We start from the raw sequence: 18,780 nt of genomic DNA on the forward strand, positions 1-18,780 counted from the left end.
ATGAAGCCACTCTGGAAGGTCGACCAGGACGCACCCCACGGCACTCCCTTCGATCCCGGCGCGCAGCACGACGTGCTCATCGTGGGGGCGGGCCTCACGGGACTCTCGACCGCGGTGCTCCTGACCCGCGCCGGACTCGACGTCGTGGTCGTCGATGCAGGCGATGTGGCGGAGCTGTCGACGGGCGGCAACACGGGCAAGCTCTCGCTCCTCCAGGGGCAGCAGCTCGCCACGATCCGCACGCACCATCCGGCCGCGCTCGTCCAGGCGTACGTCGACGCCAACCGCGCCGGCATGGAGTGGCTCACCGGTTTCGCCGACACCGCCGGCCTCAGCTACACCGAGCGCACCGACCACACCTACGCCCAGGGTCCTGAGGGGCTCGAATCGGTGCGGTCCCAGCATGCCGCCGCGCGGGAGGCGGGACTGCCGACGCGTCTGCTCACCGCGGGCGAGCTGTCGACGCCGTTCCCCGTCGCGGGCGCGGTCGCGCTGGATTCCCAGGTGACGATCGACCCGGTCGCGGTGGCCGACGCGCTCGCGAAGGAGTTCCTCGCGGGCGGTGGCACGCTGCACACCGGCGTCCGTGTGACCGGTGCCCACGCCCTCCCGGAGCCTCGGGTGGAGACCACGGCCGGCCCGATGTTCGCCGAGCACATCGTCCTCGCGACGGGGACCCCGATCCTCGACCGCGGTCTGTACTTCTCCAAGGTCGCCGGGATGCGGTCGTACTGCGTCTCGTTCCGGGTCTCCGGCGGGGTGCCGGAGGGGACGTTCATCTCCGCCGACAGCCCCACGCGGTCGATCCGTCCGGTCTCGGCTGCCGACGGTCCGGCGGCCACGGCACAGCTCGTCGTCGGCGGCAACGGGCATCCGGTCGGCCGCTCCGACGGCGAGACCGCCGCGATCGACGATCTCGTCGCCTGGACGCGGCTGCACTTCCCGGACGCGGAGGAGACGCACCGCTGGTCCGCGCAGGACTACCAGTCGCACAACCTCATCCCCTTCGTCGGTGCTCTGCCGCGCGGCCTCGGTCGCATCCGCATCGCCACCGGGTACGCGAAGTGGGGGCTGTCGAACGCGCCCGCCGCAGCCCTGCGGCTCACCGAGGAGATCATCGGGACGAAGCGCAGCGAGCGTCCGTCCTGGATGCTGCGCCTCGGCACCCGTCTGACCGTCCCCGCCGACCTCGCGCGCGGCGCCGTCGAGGGAGCGAAGGTGGCCGCCGCGGCCACGAAGGGCTGGGTCGAGGCCGAGACCACGCCGGTCCCGGTGCCGCAGCCCGCGGAGGGCGAGGGCGTGGTGGCGAACCGCGGCGGCCGCCCGGTCGCCATCTCCACCGTCGACGGCGTGACCCGTGCGGTCAGCGCGGTGTGCCCGCACCTCGGCGGCGTCCTCGACTGGAACGACGCCGAGTGCACATGGGACTGCCCGCTGCACGCGTCGCGGTTCGCCGCGGACGGCACCCGCATCGAGGGGCCTGCTCTGAAGGACCTCGAGCAGATGCCGCGGACGGTCGGCGGCTCGTGACTCAGGACCGGGTCGGCGGGGCGTCCCAACCCTGCTGCGGGGTGTCGCAGTCCTCACGGAACACGTACTGCGACACGAGCTTGCGCTGGCTGCTGGACCAGTCGATCGCCGGGCGACGCTGCTCCGGCGGCAGGTAGCCCAGCCGGTAGACGGCCATGAGCTCCAGGTCGTCGGGCACCCGCAGCAGCCGCACGATCTCGTCCCAGCGCCCCGGCACCTCCATCGGGAACGAGATGAATTGGATGCCCATGCCCAGCTCGACCGTGGTCAGCCAGACGTTCTCCATGGCCGCGCCCATGCTGAACACGGAGTAGAACGACGATAGCTGCCCCGGCCGGTACTCGCTGCGGTCGAGCATGACGCCGAGCAGGAGGGGCGACCCGGCCACGAGCTTGCGGTTCTCCGCGCCCAGCGTCTTCGGCACCCCGAACGTGTTCATCAGCGTCTGGCCGCGCTTCGTGAACACCTGCGACGTGAAGGGGCGCAGCGGCGCGGGGAGCTTGTCGAACAGCATGCCGCTGCGCTTCTCCTCCATCTCCTCCTGGCTGAAGCGGAAGTAGGGCTTGTACCGCTCGAAGAACGTGCCGTTCGACATCGCCTCGGTCATGCTCTCGCCGGAGATGCGCGCGATCTCGTCGATCGTGTCCCGGTTCTCGATCACGACGAAGCGCCACGGCTGACTGTTGAGCTGCGACGGTGCGCGACCTGCGGCTTCCAGGAGGATGCGCTGGTGCTCCTCGGAGACCGGGTCGGGGAGGAACGCTCCGTTCGTGGTCTTGCGGCGGCGGATGGCGTCGAGGAGTTCCATACGGTCACTTCCGGTCGGAGGGGAGGCGCGAGACCACGAGGCCCGCGAGGACGAAGGGCGCTGCCGTGAGGGCGACGAGCGGGTGCCGCCGGGTGTGCGTCCCGGCGTAGGGGATCGCGGCCAGCGGGACGGCAGCGGGGAGGAGGGCCAGGGCGGCGCGGCGGCTGCGCGGCGTGCGAGTGGCCAGACCGACGACGACGGCGAGTCCGGTCGTCGCGCAGGTCAGGATGTAGAGCGCGTGGTGCACCCAGCGGAAACGACGCGTGTCGATGAGCCGTCCCGCCACCGCAGCCCCGAGGGCGCAGTTCGCCGCATAGGCCGTCGCCGCCGCCGCGAAGACTCCAGACGCGGGGCGGTCGTCGCGCTCGCGCTTCCGTCGCCCCGTCATGGCACGACCCTACGCCCTCCCCTCCTCCCCCGATCCACCCCCTTGCGTGCGAGCGGCCCCCTTGAGTACGACCGCCCCGGGGTGGGTCGCACGCAAAGGGGCCGCTCGACGGATCAGAGGGCGGCGTCCGCGTAGATGCGGAGCGCGTCGCGGACGAACTCCGCACCCTGCGTGCCGCCCGCGGACGTCGCGTAGTTCGCACCGAAGCGCGGGTCCGCGACGTACATCTCGCCGAGTCCGATGACGTACGCCTTGGCTGCGGCATCCGGCCCCTTCCGGAGGGCGGCGGCCGGAGTGCCGGGGATGCCCGTGAGCCAGGCGACGTGACGACGCGCGAGCTCCTGTGCCTCGGCGGACGCGGGATCGATGCCGCTCTCCGCCGCGGCGATCCAGTCGCGTCCGAGATCGGACACGCGCTGCTGCCAGTCGGCGCGCTCGGCGTCGCTCATCCCGCGCCACCAGCGGTCGCTGTCGGCGTAGGCCTTCGTCCCCCAGCGGTCCTCGACCTCCTGCTTGTACTGCGTGTGGTCGAAGCCGTCGAACATGTTCTCTGCCATGAGGTTCTCACCTCCTCTCAATGCCGTGATGGTGGATTCGACCGACGCGATCTGCCGCGCCAGCCGGGTCTGCTCCTCGCGCAGCAGCGCGAGGTGGGTCTCCAGGGCCGACGCCTCGGCCGCCGCCTGGTTCCCTGAGCCCGCACCCTGGTTCCCTGAGCCCGCACCCTGGGTCCCTGAGCCCGCACCCTGGGTCCCTGAGGCTGTCGAAGGGCCCAGCACCTCCGCGATCTGCGGCAACCCGAGTCCGAGCTCCCGCAGCAGGAGGATCCGCTGCAGTCGCACGAGCGCCGCCGCGTCATAGTGCCGGTAGCCGTTGGCCGCGATGCGCGACGGCGGCAGCAGCCCGATGTCGTCGTAGTGCCGCAGCGTCCGGCTCGTCGTGCCCGTCAGCCGCGCGATCTCCTGGATCGACCAGTCCCGCGATTCCATCCGCCCTCCCCTTCCGTGTCAGGTCTCCTCCCACCGTAGAAGTTGCCGCTACGTCAAGGTCAACCCCGCCTCCGAATCGCGTGATTGGCTCTATTTCCGGCGGAGATGGGGCCAATCAGGCGATTCGAAGGAGAGAGGGGGTGTCGGAATCGAGATATATCGTGTTATCGTGACGGCAACACGATATATCGTGAATCCCTCGACACAGGAGAAGCAGACATGACCGAGAAGTGGCTCATCGCCCCCGGCGAGGAACGCGTCATCGACATCGCCTCCGCGACCCGGCTCAAGGTGGGCCTCGTCGGCGGACAGGTCGACGTCATCGCCCACGACGAACCCGGCATCCGGATCGAGGTGCACGGCGTCACCACCAAGGACCTCCGGATCGAATCCCGCGACGGGGAGGTCGAGATCGACCACCCGCAGCTGGGCTGGGACAACTTCCTCGAGGTGTTCCGGAACTTCGGCTCCGGCGGCCCGCGCGCCGAGGTGAGCGTGGCCGTCCCGCGTTCCATCGCCCTGACCCTGGGCGTCGTGAGCGCCGGCGCCCTCGTGTCGGGGATCCGCAACGACACCCGGCTCAACACCGTGTCCGGCGACATCATCGTCGACACCCTCATCGGCGACCTCAGCGTGAACTCCGTCTCCGGCGACGTACAGGTGCGCAACCTCACCGGCTCGATCAACGCCAACAGCGTCTCCGGCGACGTGGCCGTCACCGGAGCGATCCGCAAGGCGACGGTCGACATCGTCTCCGGGTCGACGCTGGTGGACGCCGCAGGCGATGTCAACACGATCACCGTGAACTCGGTCTCCGGCGGCACGACCGTCCGGCTCGACGAGTCCCTCGCGGCGAACTACGTGATCCGCTCGCTCAGCGGTCGTCTCCTCATCGACGGCGTCGAGCGCAGCACCTCCGGCCCGAGCACCTACAACGGCACGTCCGGCGAGCTCGCCGGGCGCTTCGTGGACCTCCGCGCCAACTCCGTCTCCGGAGGGGTGACGGTCCTCCGCCGCGCTCCGCAGACGATCGAGAACGACCCGGAGTGGGAAGCATGAGTCCCGCGGTCTTCTCCCACGGCGACCTGCGCCTGTACCTGCTGTCGCTGCTCGCGGAGTCCCCGCAGCACGGCTACGGCATCATCCAGTCCCTCACGGACCGCACCGGCGGGACGTACACCCCGAGTGCCGGCACGATCTACCCGCGCCTCGCGAAGCTCGAGGAGGAGGGGCTGGTCACCAAGACGGTCGATGGACGCACCACGATCTACGCGATCACCGAGGCCGGGCGCACCGAGCTCGCCTCCCGCGAGAACGACCTCGCCGACATCGAGGCGGGCATCACCGACACCGTCCGACTCATCGCCAACGAGGTGCGCCAGAGCGTGCAGGAGGCGATGAAGAGCCTCCGCGCCGATCTGGCGACGGCCACCAAGGATGACCGGGCGGCGGCGAAGTCGCGGCCCCGCACCGCGAGCGAGGATGCGCGGCTGACCAGCCGTGAGGAGCTGCACCGCGCCGACGCCGTCGTGAACGCCTTCCGCGCACGGGTCCGCACCGACCTGCGCACCCATGTCGCGAAGGGCGGCGTCCTCCCGGCGTCGGTGGTCACCGACCTCGAGAACGCGCTGGATCAGGCCGCCCGCACCGTGACGGTCGCGCTGAGCCAGCCGGACTCCTGAGCCTCCATCACACAGCACGAGGCCCCGCCGACATCCATCGGCGGGGCCTCGTCGCGTCCGGGTCACTCCGGCCAGATCTCCTTCTGCTCGTCCGGTACCGACTCCCCCAGGGGCACGACGAGCACCGGACGGTGCTGGCGATGAGCCAGCCGGGCGGCCACGGAGCCGGTGAAGAACTCCCGGATCGACTCGCCGATGCCGCGCTTGCGGGTGCCGACCACGATGAGCTGGGCGTCGAGCTTGTTGGCGAGCTGCTTGATGGCCAGGGCCGGGTCGCCGACGAGCTGTCGCGCCGTCCAGGTGACCCCCTTCCCGGCGAGGATCGTGGCAGCCGCGGCCTCGACGGCCTCGAACTCGGCGGCGCCCGCGTCGAAGTTGATGTCGATGGGGGCGGAGTGCACGTAGCCGTCCGGATCCTCGTAGGTGACGAAGCGCGTGATGTCGACGTGGGCGACCACGAGCGGAGCGTTCAGCAGCCGGGCGAACCGCACGGCCTCATCGAGAACGTGCGGGTCCTGGTCGAGCTGCATCCCGACGATGACAGCCTTCTGCAGAGCGGCGTTCTGCGTGGCCTCGTCGGACGGAGTGGAGGTGCTGTCGGTCATGGAGATCGCTCCCTTCGCCGGCCTGGCCGCGGCCAGGGTCTGTTCCCCGCGTGCTATCCTGAATGCTACTCTTACCGGCCTCGAGCCGGTGTCGTGAATGACTCGGGCGCCTGTCTGCCCGCAGCTTAACTCGTGAGGGGGTCTCAGGCATGGGCCGTGGCCGTCAGAAGGCGAAGCACACAAAGATCGCCCGCGAACTCAAGGCGTACAGTCCGTCGGTGAACTACTCGGCGCTGGAGCGCGAGCTCGCGCACTCGAGCGACTCCGACGAAGACGCCTACGTCGACAAGTGGGCCGACGAGTACGCGGACGAAGACGAAGACGAACTAGAGAAGGCCTAGCCCCTCGGTTCGAAACACCCGCACGGCTCGTGCGGGTGTTTCGTCGTTCCCGGGCGGCGATGCGACGCCCCGGTCGCTCGTCCCGACCGAGCGGCCTGCCGCCGGAACGAGGAGGCCCTCGCGATGTCAGCGCTCCCTCAAGGGCAGGATAATCCGACGCAATTCCGCCGATCCGCGTCTTGTGAGCGCAAACATTTTCTGATTTGATGTGCATGTGATCGACGGCGCACCCTCGCCGCGTCCCGGCTTCGGGCGATCCGCAGGAACATGACCTCAAAGAGGAGAACAGCATGGCACCCACCTCACGCACCCCCCGCGTCGCCGCGGTCGTCGCCCTCGGCGCGGTGTCGGCGTTCGGACTCGCGGCCTGCGCCCCGGCCGCCTCCGGGGGCGGGGACGCCGGCGGAGAGCCCGTCACCATCGAGTACATGCACCGCCTCCCCGACGGCGAGGGCATGACCACGGTCGCCGAGATCGTCGACCGTTGGAACGAGGAGCACCCCGACATCCAGGTCAAGGCCACGAAGTTCGACGGCAAGGCCAGCGACATGATCCTCAAGCTCGAGACCGACATCAAGGCCGGGAACGGTCCGTGCCTCGCGCAGACCGGATACTCCGAGGTGCCGCAGCTCTACGTGAAGGGTCTGCTGGAGGACGTCGCCGCGGAGGCCGAGAAGTACGAGGACCACTACTCGGCCGGAGCGTTCAGCGGCATGCGGGTCGGCGACGCCATCGTGGGCCTCCCGCAGGACACCGGACCCCTGGTCTACTTCTACAACACGGCGGAGTTCGAGGCGCTCGGCCTCGACGCCCCGGCGACGCTCGACGACCTGACCGCCGCCTCCGCCACGGCCGCCGCCGCCGGCAAGTTCGTCACGGCGTTCACACCGGACGAGGCGCAGAACTGGCTCTCCGGACAGGCTGCCGCCGCCGGTGACACCTGGTTCTCCACGGAGGGCGAGGAGTGGAAGGTGGATGCCGAGGGTGCGGGCTCCGAGCGGGTCGCCGCGTTCTGGCAGGGCCTGCTCGACGGCAAGCAGACGCTCGCGACCGAGCGTTGGGGTGAAGGGTTCACGGCGGCGCTGAACAACGGCAGCCTCATCGGCCACGTCGGCGCGGCCTGGGAGGCCGGCTTCCTCCTCGACTCCCTGGACGGCACTCCGGCCGAGGGGCAGTGGCGCGTCGCCCAGCTCCCCGACTTCGGCGCCGGGGCGATGAGCGGCCCCGACGGCGGGTCCGGCGTCTCGGTCATGAAGGGCTGCGAGAACCCCGAGGCCGCCATGGAGTTCAACGACTGGTTCAACACGCAGGTCGACGACCTCGCTTCCCAGGGCCTCGTCGTCGCCGCGAAGGGCGAGGTGGAGACCCCGGAGAAGATGCTGCGTCAGTTCGGCGGCCAGGACGTGCTGGCCGAGCTCGGCACGGCCACCGAGAACCTCAACCCCGACTTCCCGTACGCCCCCGGCTTCTCGACCCTGGCGAACATGAACGAGACGGCCGCCGCGGCTGCCGCCGGCACCGCCACGGTCGCCGACATCTTCACGACGGCGCAGGACACGGCCGTCGCGTCGCTGAAGGACCTCGGCCTCCCGGTCGCGGAATGACCGGACCGGACGGCATCATCGGATGAACGACGGCGGAGTGCACGGGCGATCGTGCACTCCGCCGTCGTCGTGAGAGCGAGAGGCACATCATGGCCACAGTGACCGAGTTGAGGGCAGCGGCGCCGCTCCCTCCCGCGCGCCGTCCCGTCGCCCCGTCGACCCGTCGATCGCGGATCCGAAGAGAGGGGCTGACCGGGTGGCTGTTCATGGCGCCGTTCGCGCTGCTGTTCGCCGTCGTCTTCCTCATCCCCATCATCGTGTCGGTCCGGTCGGCGTTCTTCGCGCAGGTGCCCGCCGGCGGCGGCCTGTACGGCGGGGGCGAGCTCGTCGACACCTTCGTCGGCCTCGACAACTTCGCGGCGGCGGCGACCGACGGCGCCTTCTGGGCCGGCATGAGACGGGTCGTGCTCTACGCGGCGTTCCAGATCCCGGTGATGATCATCGCGGCCCTCGCCCTGGCCCTGCTGCTGGACTCGTTCATCGTGCGCCGCCCCGCCCTGTTCCGCCTCGCCTTCTTCCTCCCGTACGCGGTCCCCGGCATCATCGCGGCGATGATGTGGCTCTACCTCTACACGCCCGAGGTGTCGCCCTTCCTGCCGTATCTGCCGGAGGGGACCGACCTCATGTCGCCGCAGACGATCCTCTTCTCGATGGCGAACATGACGACGTGGACCTACACGGGCTACAACATGCTCATCTTCCTCAGCGCCCTGCAGGCCATCCCCCGCGACCTCTACGAGGCCGCCCGTCTGGACGGTGCGACGGGCTTCCAGATCGCGACCCGCATCAAGGTGCCGCTCGTGCGCGGTGCCGCGCTGCTGGCGGTGCTGCTGTCGATCATCGGCACGATCCAGCTGTTCAACGAGCCGGTCATCCTGGAGGCCGCGAACTCCTGGATGGGCAAGGACTTCACGCCGATGATGCTCACCTACAACACGATGATGGGCGAGCTGTCGCCGTCGGGCAGCGGTCCGGCGTCGGCGTACTCGCTGCTCATGGCGGGGATCGCGGGCGTGCTCGCGATCGTGTACGCACTGCTCCAGCGGCGGAAGGGCGACGCATGACCACCACACGACTTGTCACCGTGACCCCGCCGACGAAGCGGCACTCTCGTAGGCCGCAGGCGGCGGACGCCCCTCCTCCGTCCATCGCCCCGGGACCCGCGGCCCGCACGTTCGGCATCATCGCCCTCGTCGTCGCGACGCTGTACTTCCTCGTGCCGGTGTTCTGGCTCGTGGTGGCCTCGACGAAGAACAACACCGACCTCACCTCGACGTTCGGATTCTGGTTCGCCGAGCCGAACCTCGCCGCCAACTACGACAGCCTCATGGGCTGGACCCAGGGGCTGTTCTGGCGCTGGGTCGGCAACTCCCTGTTCTACTCGCTCAGCGCCGGGATCATCGGCACGCTGTTCGCCGTGATGGCCGGCTACGCGATCGCCAAGTTCGCCTTCCCCGGGAAGAAGCTCGCGGTCGGCATCATCATGGCGGGACTTCTGCTGCCCGTCGCCCTGCTCACGGTGCCGCTGTACATCGAGTTCCAGGCGCTCGGCCTCACGAACACCGTGTGGGCGATCATCATCCCCTCGGCGGTCTCGCCGTTCGGCGTCTTCCTCGGCATGGTCTACGCGCAGTCGTCGGTGCCGACGGAGCTGCTGGAGGCCGCCCGCATCGACGGCGCCGGTGAGGCCCGGATCTTCTTCACGATCGTGCTGCGGCTGCTCGGCCCCGCGATGGTGACGATCTTCCTGTTCATCTTCGTGGCCACGTGGAACAACTTCCTCCTCCCGCTCATGATGATCTCCAGCCCCGACCTCAAGCCGGTCACGCTCGGCCTCTACGGCATGATGAGCTACTTCTCCCCCGACAAGGGCGCCGTCATGCTCGGGGCACTGCTCGGCGTGATCCCGCTCATCGCCCTGTTCTTCACGCTGCAGAAGTACTGGCGCTCCGGTCTCGCCGCCGGCGCCGTCAAGGGCTAGGCACCTCGACCGCACACAGACCGGAGGCCGCCCGCGCGAGCCTCCGGTCGCGCGTGAGGAGGGGCAGCAGGAACTCGTCCTCCAGCCGCGCCTGCAGGACTCGGGTCGACATTCCGGTGCAGACCAGGTCGACGACGATCGCGGCGTCGACGACGATCACCGCCCGGCGCACCCCTCGTGCACGGCGGCGACGATGCTCTCCGGGGTGAGCGTGGTCACCTCCTGCTCCTGCGCTCGCGCGGTGAGCACGGAATGCACGCCGGGGTCGAGATCGCGGATGAGTACGTTCGGCATGTGCGGCTCCTTTCGTGGGTACCCCTCGAGTATCGGGGACCGGAGGCACGCTCTCCGGCCTCGGAACCGCAACCCGTGGAGAACCGGCAAACTCCCCGCCGCGTGCAGAAGAGGCCCGGGGCGAACCCCGGGCCTCTCGTGTGCAGCAGAGGTGCTCAGCTGCGTCGCCGTCGCCAGAGCCCCGCGCCGAGGGCGCTCAGGGCGAGCGCACCGACGGTGACCGCCAGCCACGTCATCCCCTCCGCACCCGTCGTGGCCAGCGCCCCGCCACCGGCCGTCGCCGCGGCGGTGACCGCGAGATCCGCACGAGCGAGCTCGGCGCCCTCGGCGTCCGTCGCCACGAGCGCATGGGCGCCCGCGGGTGTGGCCGCCGGGATGGTGACGGTCGCGACCGCACTGCCGTCGGCGGCGATCGTCACCTCGCCCACCCTGACCGGTTCCGAGTGGAGCCAGAGCTGCACGACGGACTCGGGGTCGAAGCCGCGGAGCTGCACGCGGAGGGAGTCTCCGGCCGCCGCGGTGCCGACCGACGGGGTGAGGACCGGCACCTTCGCCGGCTTCGCCTTCTTGACCTTGAGGGCGGCGCCGGCCACCTCCGCGCCGGAGGCGTCCTTGACGAGGAAGCGGTGCTTCCCGACCGTTGCATCCGCGGGGATGAGGACCCGGGTGGTCAGCGCGCCGTACGCATCAACCGTCGCGTCCGCGAGCCGCACGCCGTCCAGCCAGAACGAGACGGCGGCGTCGGGCGCGAAGCCCGAGAGCACGGCCTCGACCGTCTCCCCTGCCCGCACGGAATCCGCGCCGAGCGTCAGCGCAGGATCGGTCTCCGGAGCGCAGACCCCGAGGTCGTCCTCGGGTCGCGCCTCCGGTGCGTGCCCGGCCTGCGGGGCGGTGGTGCCGTACACCGCCATCTCCGCCACGGCCGCGAACGGCGTGCCCGAGATCGACGAGGTCGCCGTCACCCGAACGTATCGCGCTGTCGTCGCGGCGAAGTCGACGTCCTGCCACTCCGCGACGTTCTTCCACTCCCCCGCGGCCACGTCCGTGAAGGTCTGCCCGTCGGTGGAGACCGCGACCTGGAAGCCCTTGATGGGGCCGTTCTGGTTCGCGCCGCGACGCAGATAGGAGATGCCGTCGACCGTCTCCTCGGAACCGAGGTCGAACGTCAGCACGTGCGGATACGCGGCGGCGTCAGTGCTCCAGCGGCTGTGCCAGAACGTCCCGGCGTTGCCGTCGAGCATGTTCGCCGCCGTGCCGTCCTCACCCGCGGTCTCCTCGGAGCTCGCGGTCGCGGTGATCTGCGCGTTCGGGATGCGGGCGCGGGACGCGACAGCGGCCTCCTGCGCGGTCTGCACGGTCCGCACGTCGCAGTCGACGAGGTAGGTGGCGGCGATGCCGATGCTCACCGGCGAGCCCGCGGCCGACGCCGGTGCCGTCAGCAGCCAGTCCGTCGTCACGCTCTCGCCGGGGGCGACCTTCGTGAACAGGTTCGAGGAGCCGTCCGCGACCTCGACGGTGTAGCCCTCCGGGAGGTCGAGCTGCACGCCGACGTTCTCCGCCAGGATGTCCTCGCTGTTGGTGAAGGTCGTGGTGAAGGGTGTCTGCGCCCCGGGGCTCAGGGTCACGGCCTCGCCGGCGACGGTGGCGCACGGGGTGCCTCCGTCCGTCGGGCCGAGGTCCGTCACCGTGAAATCGTCGAGGACGAAGTCGACGTCGGGCCCGCCGACGCGCTCCAGACCGACCCAGGTGTAGTCGCCGCAGCCCACGATCACGTCCTCGCGGAACGCGGTGGTCTCCAGCGCCTGCACGACAGGGGTGCGACGCAGGGTCGTCGAGGAGATCTCCCCGTCGATCACGGCGTCCGTACCGGTCAGCCAGCGGTACGCTCCGCTCGCTCCGGCCTGGTAGTCGAACCCGATGCGATAGGTGTGCCCGGCCTGCAGCGGGACGAGCGTGGGGTCGGTCCGGTAGACGACGCCGGAGTTCTCGGAGTGCGACATCAGCGAGTGCTCACCGGTGAGGGTGGAGTCCACCGCGAGGCCCGCGGTGGCTCCGGTGTCGAACGGCTTGGCCGTGTTGCGCCAGTCGCTGCTCGTGTACGGGTCGTGCCGACGCGAGATGCTCGTACGCGGGTCGTCGATGCCGTTGGCGTCACCCTTCACGAACGGCCCCCACCCGGGCTGGTTGCCCTCGAAGTCGTTCGAGTACACGGTGCCCGCGGCGGTCGGCGCCGTCGTGTCCGCCATCACCCTGGCGTTGTCGACTCGCACCGCCGCGTCACCGGCGACCGCCGAGACCGAGACGGTCACTTCGCCGGAGGCCGGGGCGAGGAACGACACCGATCCGCGCTGGTAGTACTGCCCGGCCTTGGAGTCGGCGCGCATGTAGTTGTATGTCGGCGAGAGGTTCCAGGTGCGGCTGACGACGCCGGCGCCGGTGTCGACCGCGACGCTCACGTCGCGCGTGGCCGTCGGATCGATCTGCACCTGCGCGGAGAACGCGTAGCGCTTCCCGGGGGTGAGGCCGGTGACGGTCTGCGAGATCGCGGACGCGGATGAGCCGAACACCGCGATGTTGTCGCCCCGTGAGGCGTTCTTCGCCGCGCCGAGGTCCGTGCGCTCGATGGTCACGTCGCCCCGCGGGTTCCAGCCGTCCAGCGACCCCGAGTTGAACCCGGGATCGGTCAGGCCCGCGTCGCGGTACTCGATCGCCGCCCGCTGCGCCCCACCCTGGGGCACGACGACGTAAGCCGCCCCCTCCTCGCCGGAGAGCGTCAGCTTCCCGTCGACCGCGGTGACGGTGTCCACCTTCTCGCGCCCCTGGTCGCCGAGCGCGAACACGTCGAAGGTCGTGTTGCCGCGGAAGGCATCCGTGAGCCCGAAGGTCTTCTCACCGCCGGAGGCCGTGAAGAAGTACATCTTGTCCGCGTCGACGGGCGAACCCGACTCGGCGCTCGACTCCAGCGACTGCCACGGCAGCAGGTAGGAGTCGCCCCGCAGGACGGTCGCGCCGTCCATCGTGATGACGCGGGTACCACCGTCGATCCGGACCGCCACGTCGTCGGTGAAGGTCGCCTCGGCCCCCGCCGCGTACGTCTGCAGGTCGAAGTGCTGCAGGAACTTCGTCGGCAGGCTCTGCGACCAGATGTTGCCGATGAAGCCGTCCCAGTTGCGGTTGCCCACCCAGCCCTCGGCATCGACGAGACGCTGCTGGCCCAGCAGGGCGTCGTCGTTCCAGACGTCCGCCTGCGCGTTCTGGATGAACCGCACCATGGTGGAGTTGATGCCCTTGTTGTCCTTGCCGCCGTAGGCGAGGTCGTTCGGCCAGTGCGACCAGACCGTGCTGTCGACGAACTTGTCGCCCCACTCGGTCGCGACCTCGAGGTCCATGGCGTTCAGCTCGTCCGCGAGCTCCTCGGCCACCCAGCCGTTGGAGTAGTACACGTCGATGTAGACGCCGCTGAGCTCCGGCACCTCGTCCCGCAGCTGCTGGAAGCGGTCGAGCGCGCGTCCGGTGCCGAGATCGGTCTGCTGATCGATGTAGTACGACTGGTCGAGCCAGTTCCAGCCGGGCTTGTACGGCGGTGTGCCGTCGAGGATCGCCGCGTCGAACGCGTCCGCCTGCGGATAGATCTCGGTGGCGTTGACGTGCACGCTCATGTCGGCGTTGAGCTTCGCCCCCTCGTCGACGAGACGGTTGAGGTCGGCGAGGCCGCCCGCGCGCTCGTTGTAGTTCCCGCCGTAGTCGGTGTTCGCGGAGTCGTGTCCTTCGCTGCCGAAGCCCTTGTTGAGCACCCACTGCCCGAGGCCGTCGGTCTGGTTCGCGATGCGCTTGGTGTTGTCGAGCACGAGGTCGAAGTAGTTCGTGGCGCTCGAGGCGAAGTTGAACGGGATGCGGCTGATCACGCGGTCGGCGACCCGGTCGGCACCGAGGCGCGGGGCGTCGACCTCCCGGTAGCGGATCGCGGCGTCCTGCCAGTCCACGGTCTCGTCGCCGTTGCGATCGGCGGTGAGGAGCACCGTGACCTTAGGAAGGGCGTAGGTCGTCACCCGGCTGTCGACGGCGGTGGTCGGATGGATGAGCCAGGTGTTCGAGCCGATCTCCGCGGTCCGGCCGTCGGCCGCGGTCACCCGCGTCGTGAGCCGGGTGTTCCATGAGGCGGTGCCGCCGGAGGCCTGCGTCGTCGCGTTCGTGATCACGCTGCCGGCGAGGGTCCCGTCGCCGAGGAAGGCGAAGGCCGCGCCCTTCGTCCCGGTGGCGGTCGCGGGCCCCACAGCGATGTGCTCATCGGCGTTCGTCGTGCTGTTCGGGCTGATCACGGTGCGGTCGAGGACGGCGCCGTCCGCGGCCGTCGCGGAGAGGAAGGCGTTGTCGGGGAGCGCCAGGGTGTTCACCGCAGCGGAGCCGTCGACTCCGGTCACGGCGAACTCGACCGTGCCGTTCGCCGCGACGCGGATGCTGCTGCGCACCGTGACGTCGATGCCGGTCAGGGCCGAGACGTAGTCGACGCCGGTCGCCGTCGCCGTGGACGTGGTGGTCGACGCATAGGCGGTGCCGTTGACCGCCCAGGTGCGCGGGGAGCCCTTCTGGCCGCCGAGGCGCTCATCGCCCACGCGGTAGCCGAGGATCTGCGGGAACGCGGAGAAGACGGTGGCCGTGGTGCCGCCCGCGGCGATCTCGACGGTGTCCCCGGGCTCCGGCTGCTCCGGCGTCTCCGGCTCGGTCACGATCGGCGGGAGCTCCTCGTCGGAGAACACCTGGATCTCGCCGGCGCCGCCGCCCGTGGTGCCCTGCGCGTCGATGATGAGGAGGGCCACGTACCGGCCGTCCTTCGCGGTCTCCAGCGTGATGCGCTGCTTCTCGTCGTTCGCGGTGGGCGCGTGCAGCGTCGCGGCCGCGGCGGCGGCGCCCCATCCCCCGTCGGCGGGCGAGGTGCGCGCGGCGTCGGCGTCATCCGTGACGTACACCTCGACGGTCTTCGCCGCGACGCTCTGCCCGCGCTTGACCGAATAGTCCAGCGCCTTCACCGAGAGGGGCCGCTGCAGATCGAGCGCGATCCAGTGCGGGAAGGGGGCGTTGGCCGAGTACCGCGACGTCCACTGGGTCGAGTAGTCGCCGTCGAACGCGCCGAGAGCCGTGCCGTCGAGCGAAGGCGGCGCCGGATACGGATCGGCTTCGCTGGACACCGCGTGCAGCCGGTAGTCCGCGTGCGGGACGGGGACGAGATCGGCGGCCTGCGCCGCGGTCGCAGGGAGGAGCGCTCCGCCGAGCGCGAGAGCCGTCGCCAGCAGGGAACTGACGGCGACGGCGGTGCGCGGCGGTCGGGAAGGTGTCGACACGTCTTGCCTCTCGAACGGTGCGACGGCCGGAGGAAGGGACGCCCCGGTGCGCCGCAGATGGATCATCGATCGGAATCGATGTTTGCGCTATCACCGTAGAGCGAGCTTGTGGCTTAAGACAAGAGTCGAACGTCAAGTATGCGCAAACATTGGCCGAAGGTCACCACCCGAGGCCCGAGTGCGGCTCAGGAGCCGATGAACTCCTCGGTCTCCCCGAGGGACGGCGCCTCGCGGATCTCCACGGTCGCACCGAGGCCGTCGGTGTCGAGCACCACGATCTCGTTGCGCCCGGTACGCCACAACGGCGCGGGGGCGTAGAGCGTCTCCTGCGGGCCCACGCTCCAGTAGCGTCCGAGCAGGAATCCGTTCAGCCACACCAGTCCCTTGCCGCCACCGGGGAAGGCGAGCCACGCGTCCAGGGGTTCGGCGACGTCCAGCGCGGCGACGGCGAGGCCGTCCACCCCGCCCACGGCAGCGGCGTCCACCGCCGGTGCCGTCTGCGGCAGGAGGCGATGCGTCCAGCCGTTCACGAGACGGCGGCCGATCATCACGCCGCGCATGATGCCCTTGCCCTCCCCGGTGTACGGCCCGTAGTTGATGCGCCCGAGGCTTTCGACGACGAGCGCCAGCCGACCGGAGCCGCCGTCCACCGGGAGAGCGAGGGACGTCTCGCCGTCCCGCTCGAGCACACCGAGGCGGCGGTCGTCGAGGAAGACGACCGCACGATCGTGCAGGCCGTCGACGGTCAGTGTCGCCTCGTCCGGGAACGACACGTCGGCCTCGTAGGCCACGAGGCCGTCCTCCGCTCCGAGCTGCTCGAAGGTCAGCGGGCGCGGCGAGAGCCCGCCCGCGGCAGGGGTCGCCCGGACCACGTCGAGCAGGCTCGCTCGCCGCTCCAGAGGCGCGGAGGTCGCGGACTGCCGCCGCGGCTGGTCGGGCACGGGCGGCAGTCCGTCGGCGTGGAAGGGGGCGAAGAGCGCGCGAAGCGCATGGAACTTCTCCCCGAGCGTGCCGTCCTCGCCGATCGGGGCATCGGAGTCGTAGCTGGTCACCGTGGGCTGCAGCACGAGGTCGTGGTTCGCACCGTTCCACAGGCCGAAGTTGGTGCCCCCGTGCGCCATGTAGAGGCTGACCGAGCCGCCCTCGTCGAGGAGCTCGCGGATCGTCCCGCCCATGCTGTCCGCCGAGCGCACGTGGTGCCGCTCGCCCCAGTGGTCGAACCAGCCGCCCCAGAGCTCGCTGCACATGAGCGCCTCCCCGTGCCGACGCAGGGAGGCCGCCACCGGCACACCGGTGCCGAACGTGAACGTCGTCATCGCACCCGGCACGCTCCCGTGCGCGATCATGTCCGGGGTGATCCCGTCGGCCGTCGTCAGCATCTCCACCATGCCCCGTCGCCGGAGCCCGTCACGTAGGTGGGCGAGGTAGGCGGCATCGCTGCCGAACGATCCGTACTCGTTCTCGATCTGGATCGCCACGATCGGCCCGCCGTAGGCCGCCTGCAGAGGGGCGAGCCGCGGGAGCAGCGCGTCGTACCAGGCGTCGACGGCGGCGAGGAACGCGGGATCGCTCGTCCGCAGCGCCGAGACCCTGCCGGTGAGCCAGAAGGGCAGCCCGCCGTTGGACCACTCCGCGCAGATGTAGGGGCTCGGTCGGAGGAAGACGTCGAGGCCGACCTCGCCGGCCAGCCGCACGAAGCGCTCGACGTCCCGCCAGCCGTCGAAGCGGATGTCCCCCTCGACCCGCTCGTGGAAGTTCCAGGCGACGTAGGTGTCGACCGTGTTCGCGCCCATCGCGGCGAGCCGGCGCAGGCGGTCCTCCCACTGGTCGGGGTGGACGCGGAAGTAGTGGATCGAGCCCGACAGGATGCGGTGGGGCACACCGTCGCGGAGGATCTCCCCCTCGCGCCAGGACAGGGCGGGAGCGCCGGAGGCAGCGGCGTCTGCCGGCGCGGCGACGGCGGTGGTCGAGCCGTCGGAAGCCGCGGCGAGAAGGTCGGACATTGCACTCCCAGCTGAATTGTTTGCGTTCACATTATCGCATCGCCGAGGTCCGTGCTCCCTGGTTTTCCGCCGATGGATCGCTACCATTGGGGCATGTCCCCTCGCCGCCCGAAAGACGACCGCGCCCCCAGCCAGGTCGACGTCGCCCGCCTCGCCGGCGTCTCCACGCAGACCGTCTCGCGCGTCATGTCCGGGCAGGACAACGTCCGCCCCGACACCGCGCGACGGGTGCTGGCCGCCGTCGAGGAACTCGGTTACCGGGTGCACGCCGCAGCCGCGTCGCTCGCATCGGGACGCACGCGCGTGCTCGGCGTGATCGTCGTCTCGACGGACCGCTACTCCTCCGCCGCGCTCGGCGTCGGCATCCAACAGGCCGCGGCGGCGAACGGCTACACCGTGACCACCGCCGCGGTGGCAGACCACGCCTCGGACGACGCCTTCCTCGAGGCCTTCGACCGCCTGGAGCGGCAGGGTGCGGAGGGCATCATCCTCGGCGTGCCCATCGCCCTGGACACCCCGGCGATGCGGGCGCGCACCGAACGGACGCCCGCCACCCGCAGCGAGCGCACCTCCCTGGAGGAGGACGCCCCGCTCGCGGTCGACCAGCGCGCGATCGCCCGGCTCGCCGTGGAGCACCTCCTCGACCTCGGCCACGAGACCGTGTGGCACGTCTCGGGCGACGACTACTGGACGGAGACGCAGCAGCGCAGCGAGGCCTGGGAGCAGACGCTCCGCGAGCGCGGCATCGTCCCGCCGCCGGTGATCCCGGCGGACTGGACCCCGGAGTCCGGGTACCGGGCCGGGCGCACCATCGCCGCGATCCCTGAGGCGACCGCGGTCTTCGTCAGCAGCGACGAGATGGCGTTCGGCCTCATCCGCGCCCTGCACGAGGCCGGGCGCAGCGTGCCGGAGGACATCTCCGTCGTGAGCGTCGACGACATCGCCCTCGCCGCCTACGCCTCCCCCGCCCTGACCACCGTCCGTCAGCCGTTCGAGGCCATGGGCCGCGCCGCCGCGCTGCGGCTCATCACCCAGATCGAGGGCCACGACCCGGTCGGCGAGATGCCCTCCACCGACCCGCAGCTCATCGTGCGCTCCTCGACCGCGCCGCCTCGCGTCACGACGCGAGAAAGCTCATAGCCCCTGCGGCAACGATGAACATCGGTGCCAGAGTACCTGCGAGTCGGTCGGCACGTGTCCGCGGCCGAGCGATCAG

General features: G+C 70.4%; 16 protein-coding genes. 8 read left to right on the forward strand and 8 right to left on the reverse strand.

Annotated features, from left to right (window positions below; genetic code table 11):
• Window positions 1-1,530, forward strand: coding sequence for an FAD-dependent oxidoreductase (locus tag ACIGJI_RS08060; RefSeq protein ID WP_363444891.1), 1,530 nt, complete (start codon window positions 1-3; stop codon window positions 1,528-1,530).
• A gap of 1 nt (window position 1,531) precedes the next feature.
• Here the strand turns inward: ACIGJI_RS08060 and ACIGJI_RS08065 are convergent, their stop codons facing one another.
• From ACIGJI_RS08065 to ACIGJI_RS08075, 3 genes are all read right to left on the reverse strand, one after another.
• Window positions 1,532-2,338, reverse strand: coding sequence for a nitroreductase family protein (locus tag ACIGJI_RS08065; RefSeq protein WP_259952866.1), 807 nt, complete (start codon window positions 2,336-2,338; stop codon window positions 1,532-1,534).
• Window positions 2,339-2,342: 4 nt separating this feature from the next.
• A complete protein-coding gene (locus tag ACIGJI_RS08070; RefSeq protein ID WP_187663113.1) occupies window positions 2,343-2,726 on the reverse strand; it encodes a hypothetical protein in 384 nt (127 codons plus the stop codon).
• Window positions 2,727-2,839: 113 nt separating this feature from the next.
• Window positions 2,840-3,715: a MerR family transcriptional regulator gene (locus ACIGJI_RS08075; protein WP_363444893.1), complete on the reverse strand. Its 876-nt coding sequence runs from the start codon at window positions 3,713-3,715 to the stop codon at window positions 2,840-2,842.
• Window positions 3,716-3,934: 219 nt separating this feature from the next.
• Between ACIGJI_RS08075 and ACIGJI_RS08080 the strand changes: the two genes are divergently transcribed.
• A complete protein-coding gene (locus ACIGJI_RS08080) occupies window positions 3,935-4,774 on the forward strand; it encodes a DUF4097 family beta strand repeat-containing protein (RefSeq protein WP_187663111.1) in 840 nt (279 codons plus the stop codon).
• Window positions 4,771-5,397 (forward strand): PadR family transcriptional regulator, encoded by a 627-nt coding sequence (locus ACIGJI_RS08085; protein ID WP_363444895.1) that lies wholly within the window; start codon window positions 4,771-4,773, stop codon window positions 5,395-5,397. The genes ACIGJI_RS08080 and ACIGJI_RS08085 overlap by 4 nt, the downstream gene beginning before the upstream one ends.
• Before the next feature lie 62 nt (window positions 5,398-5,459).
• Here the strand turns inward: ACIGJI_RS08085 and ACIGJI_RS08090 are convergent, their stop codons facing one another.
• Window positions 5,460-6,002 (reverse strand): universal stress protein, encoded by a 543-nt coding sequence (locus ACIGJI_RS08090; RefSeq protein WP_187663109.1) that lies wholly within the window; start codon window positions 6,000-6,002, stop codon window positions 5,460-5,462.
• A 149-nt stretch (window positions 6,003-6,151) separates the two neighbouring features.
• Here ACIGJI_RS08090 and ACIGJI_RS08095 point away from each other — a divergent pair, with 149 nt between their 5' ends.
• The 4 genes from ACIGJI_RS08095 to ACIGJI_RS08110 all read left to right on the forward strand — a co-directional run bounded on the left by ACIGJI_RS08095 (window position 6,152) and on the right by ACIGJI_RS08110 (window position 9,928).
• A complete protein-coding gene (locus tag ACIGJI_RS08095; RefSeq protein WP_025104705.1) occupies window positions 6,152-6,343 on the forward strand; it encodes a DUF3073 domain-containing protein in 192 nt (63 codons plus the stop codon).
• A 290-nt stretch (window positions 6,344-6,633) separates the two neighbouring features.
• On the forward strand, window positions 6,634-7,947 hold the full coding sequence (locus tag ACIGJI_RS08100) for an extracellular solute-binding protein (RefSeq protein WP_363444897.1): 1,314 nt from the start codon (window positions 6,634-6,636) through the stop codon (window positions 7,945-7,947).
• A gap of 89 nt (window positions 7,948-8,036) precedes the next feature.
• On the forward strand, window positions 8,037-9,011 hold the full coding sequence (locus ACIGJI_RS08105) for a sugar ABC transporter permease (protein ID WP_363444899.1): 975 nt from the start codon (window positions 8,037-8,039) through the stop codon (window positions 9,009-9,011).
• On the forward strand, window positions 9,008-9,928 hold the full coding sequence (locus tag ACIGJI_RS08110; protein WP_363444901.1) for a carbohydrate ABC transporter permease: 921 nt from the start codon (window positions 9,008-9,010) through the stop codon (window positions 9,926-9,928). Before ACIGJI_RS08105 ends, ACIGJI_RS08110 begins: the two co-directional genes overlap by 4 nt.
• Here the strand turns inward: ACIGJI_RS08110 and ACIGJI_RS08115 are convergent.
• The 4 genes from ACIGJI_RS08115 to ACIGJI_RS08130 form a co-directional block, all read right to left on the reverse strand.
• The gene (locus tag ACIGJI_RS08115; RefSeq protein ID WP_363444903.1) at window positions 9,918-10,088 is read right to left on the reverse strand and encodes a hypothetical protein; all 171 of its coding nucleotides are present in this window, start codon (window positions 10,086-10,088) and stop codon (window positions 9,918-9,920) included. The two genes, ACIGJI_RS08110 and ACIGJI_RS08115, sit on opposite strands and share 11 nt — an antisense overlap.
• Window positions 10,085-10,222, reverse strand: coding sequence for a hypothetical protein (locus tag ACIGJI_RS08120; RefSeq protein ID WP_363444905.1), 138 nt, complete (start codon window positions 10,220-10,222; stop codon window positions 10,085-10,087). Before ACIGJI_RS08120 ends, ACIGJI_RS08115 begins: the two co-directional genes overlap by 4 nt.
• Window positions 10,223-10,377: 155 nt before the next feature.
• A complete protein-coding gene (locus ACIGJI_RS08125) occupies window positions 10,378-15,561 on the reverse strand; it encodes an endo-alpha-N-acetylgalactosaminidase family protein (protein ID WP_363444907.1) in 5,184 nt (1,727 codons plus the stop codon).
• 185 nt (window positions 15,562-15,746) lie between these two features.
• Window positions 15,747-17,564, reverse strand: coding sequence for a beta-galactosidase family protein (locus ACIGJI_RS08130; protein ID WP_363444909.1), 1,818 nt, complete (start codon window positions 17,562-17,564; stop codon window positions 15,747-15,749).
• A 93-nt stretch (window positions 17,565-17,657) separates the two neighbouring features.
• Here ACIGJI_RS08130 and ACIGJI_RS08135 point away from each other — a divergent pair, with 93 nt between their 5' ends.
• Window positions 17,658-18,704, forward strand: coding sequence for a LacI family DNA-binding transcriptional regulator (locus ACIGJI_RS08135; RefSeq protein ID WP_280565139.1), 1,047 nt, complete (start codon window positions 17,658-17,660; stop codon window positions 18,702-18,704).
• Window positions 18,705-18,780: the final 76 nt, after the last annotated feature.

The organism is Microbacterium sp. NPDC064978 (assembly GCF_044543605.1).
Classification (GTDB): domain Bacteria; phylum Actinomycetota; class Actinomycetes; order Actinomycetales; family Microbacteriaceae; genus Microbacterium; species Microbacterium meiriae.

What these genes read in the sequence shown, in the direction of transcription:
- ACIGJI_RS08090 (WP_187663109.1), bottom strand. Translation starts at nt 6,002, where the DNA reads ATGACCGACAGCACCTCCACTCCGTCCGACGAGGCCACGCAGAACGCC.
- ACIGJI_RS08060 (WP_363444891.1), top strand. Translation starts at nt 1, where the DNA reads ATGAAGCCACTCTGGAAGGTCGACCAGGACGCACCCCACGGCACTCCC.
- ACIGJI_RS08085 (WP_363444895.1), top strand. Translation starts at nt 4,771, where the DNA reads ATGAGTCCCGCGGTCTTCTCCCACGGCGACCTGCGCCTGTACCTGCTG.
- ACIGJI_RS08070 (WP_187663113.1), bottom strand. Translation starts at nt 2,726, where the DNA reads ATGACGGGGCGACGGAAGCGCGAGCGCGACGACCGCCCCGCGTCTGGA.
- ACIGJI_RS08100 (WP_363444897.1), top strand. Translation starts at nt 6,634, where the DNA reads ATGGCACCCACCTCACGCACCCCCCGCGTCGCCGCGGTCGTCGCCCTC.
- ACIGJI_RS08080 (WP_187663111.1), top strand. Translation starts at nt 3,935, where the DNA reads ATGACCGAGAAGTGGCTCATCGCCCCCGGCGAGGAACGCGTCATCGAC.
- ACIGJI_RS08120 (WP_363444905.1), bottom strand. Translation starts at nt 10,222, where the DNA reads ATGCCGAACGTACTCATCCGCGATCTCGACCCCGGCGTGCATTCCGTG.
- ACIGJI_RS08095 (WP_025104705.1), top strand. Translation starts at nt 6,152, where the DNA reads ATGGGCCGTGGCCGTCAGAAGGCGAAGCACACAAAGATCGCCCGCGAA.
- ACIGJI_RS08110 (WP_363444901.1), top strand. Translation starts at nt 9,008, where the DNA reads ATGACCACCACACGACTTGTCACCGTGACCCCGCCGACGAAGCGGCAC.
- ACIGJI_RS08075 (WP_363444893.1), bottom strand. Translation starts at nt 3,715, where the DNA reads ATGGAATCGCGGGACTGGTCGATCCAGGAGATCGCGCGGCTGACGGGC.
- ACIGJI_RS08105 (WP_363444899.1), top strand. Translation starts at nt 8,037, where the DNA reads ATGGCCACAGTGACCGAGTTGAGGGCAGCGGCGCCGCTCCCTCCCGCG.
- ACIGJI_RS08065 (WP_259952866.1), bottom strand. Translation starts at nt 2,338, where the DNA reads ATGGAACTCCTCGACGCCATCCGCCGCCGCAAGACCACGAACGGAGCG.
- ACIGJI_RS08130 (WP_363444909.1), bottom strand. Translation starts at nt 17,564, where the DNA reads ATGTCCGACCTTCTCGCCGCGGCTTCCGACGGCTCGACCACCGCCGTC.
- ACIGJI_RS08135 (WP_280565139.1), top strand. Translation starts at nt 17,658, where the DNA reads ATGTCCCCTCGCCGCCCGAAAGACGACCGCGCCCCCAGCCAGGTCGAC.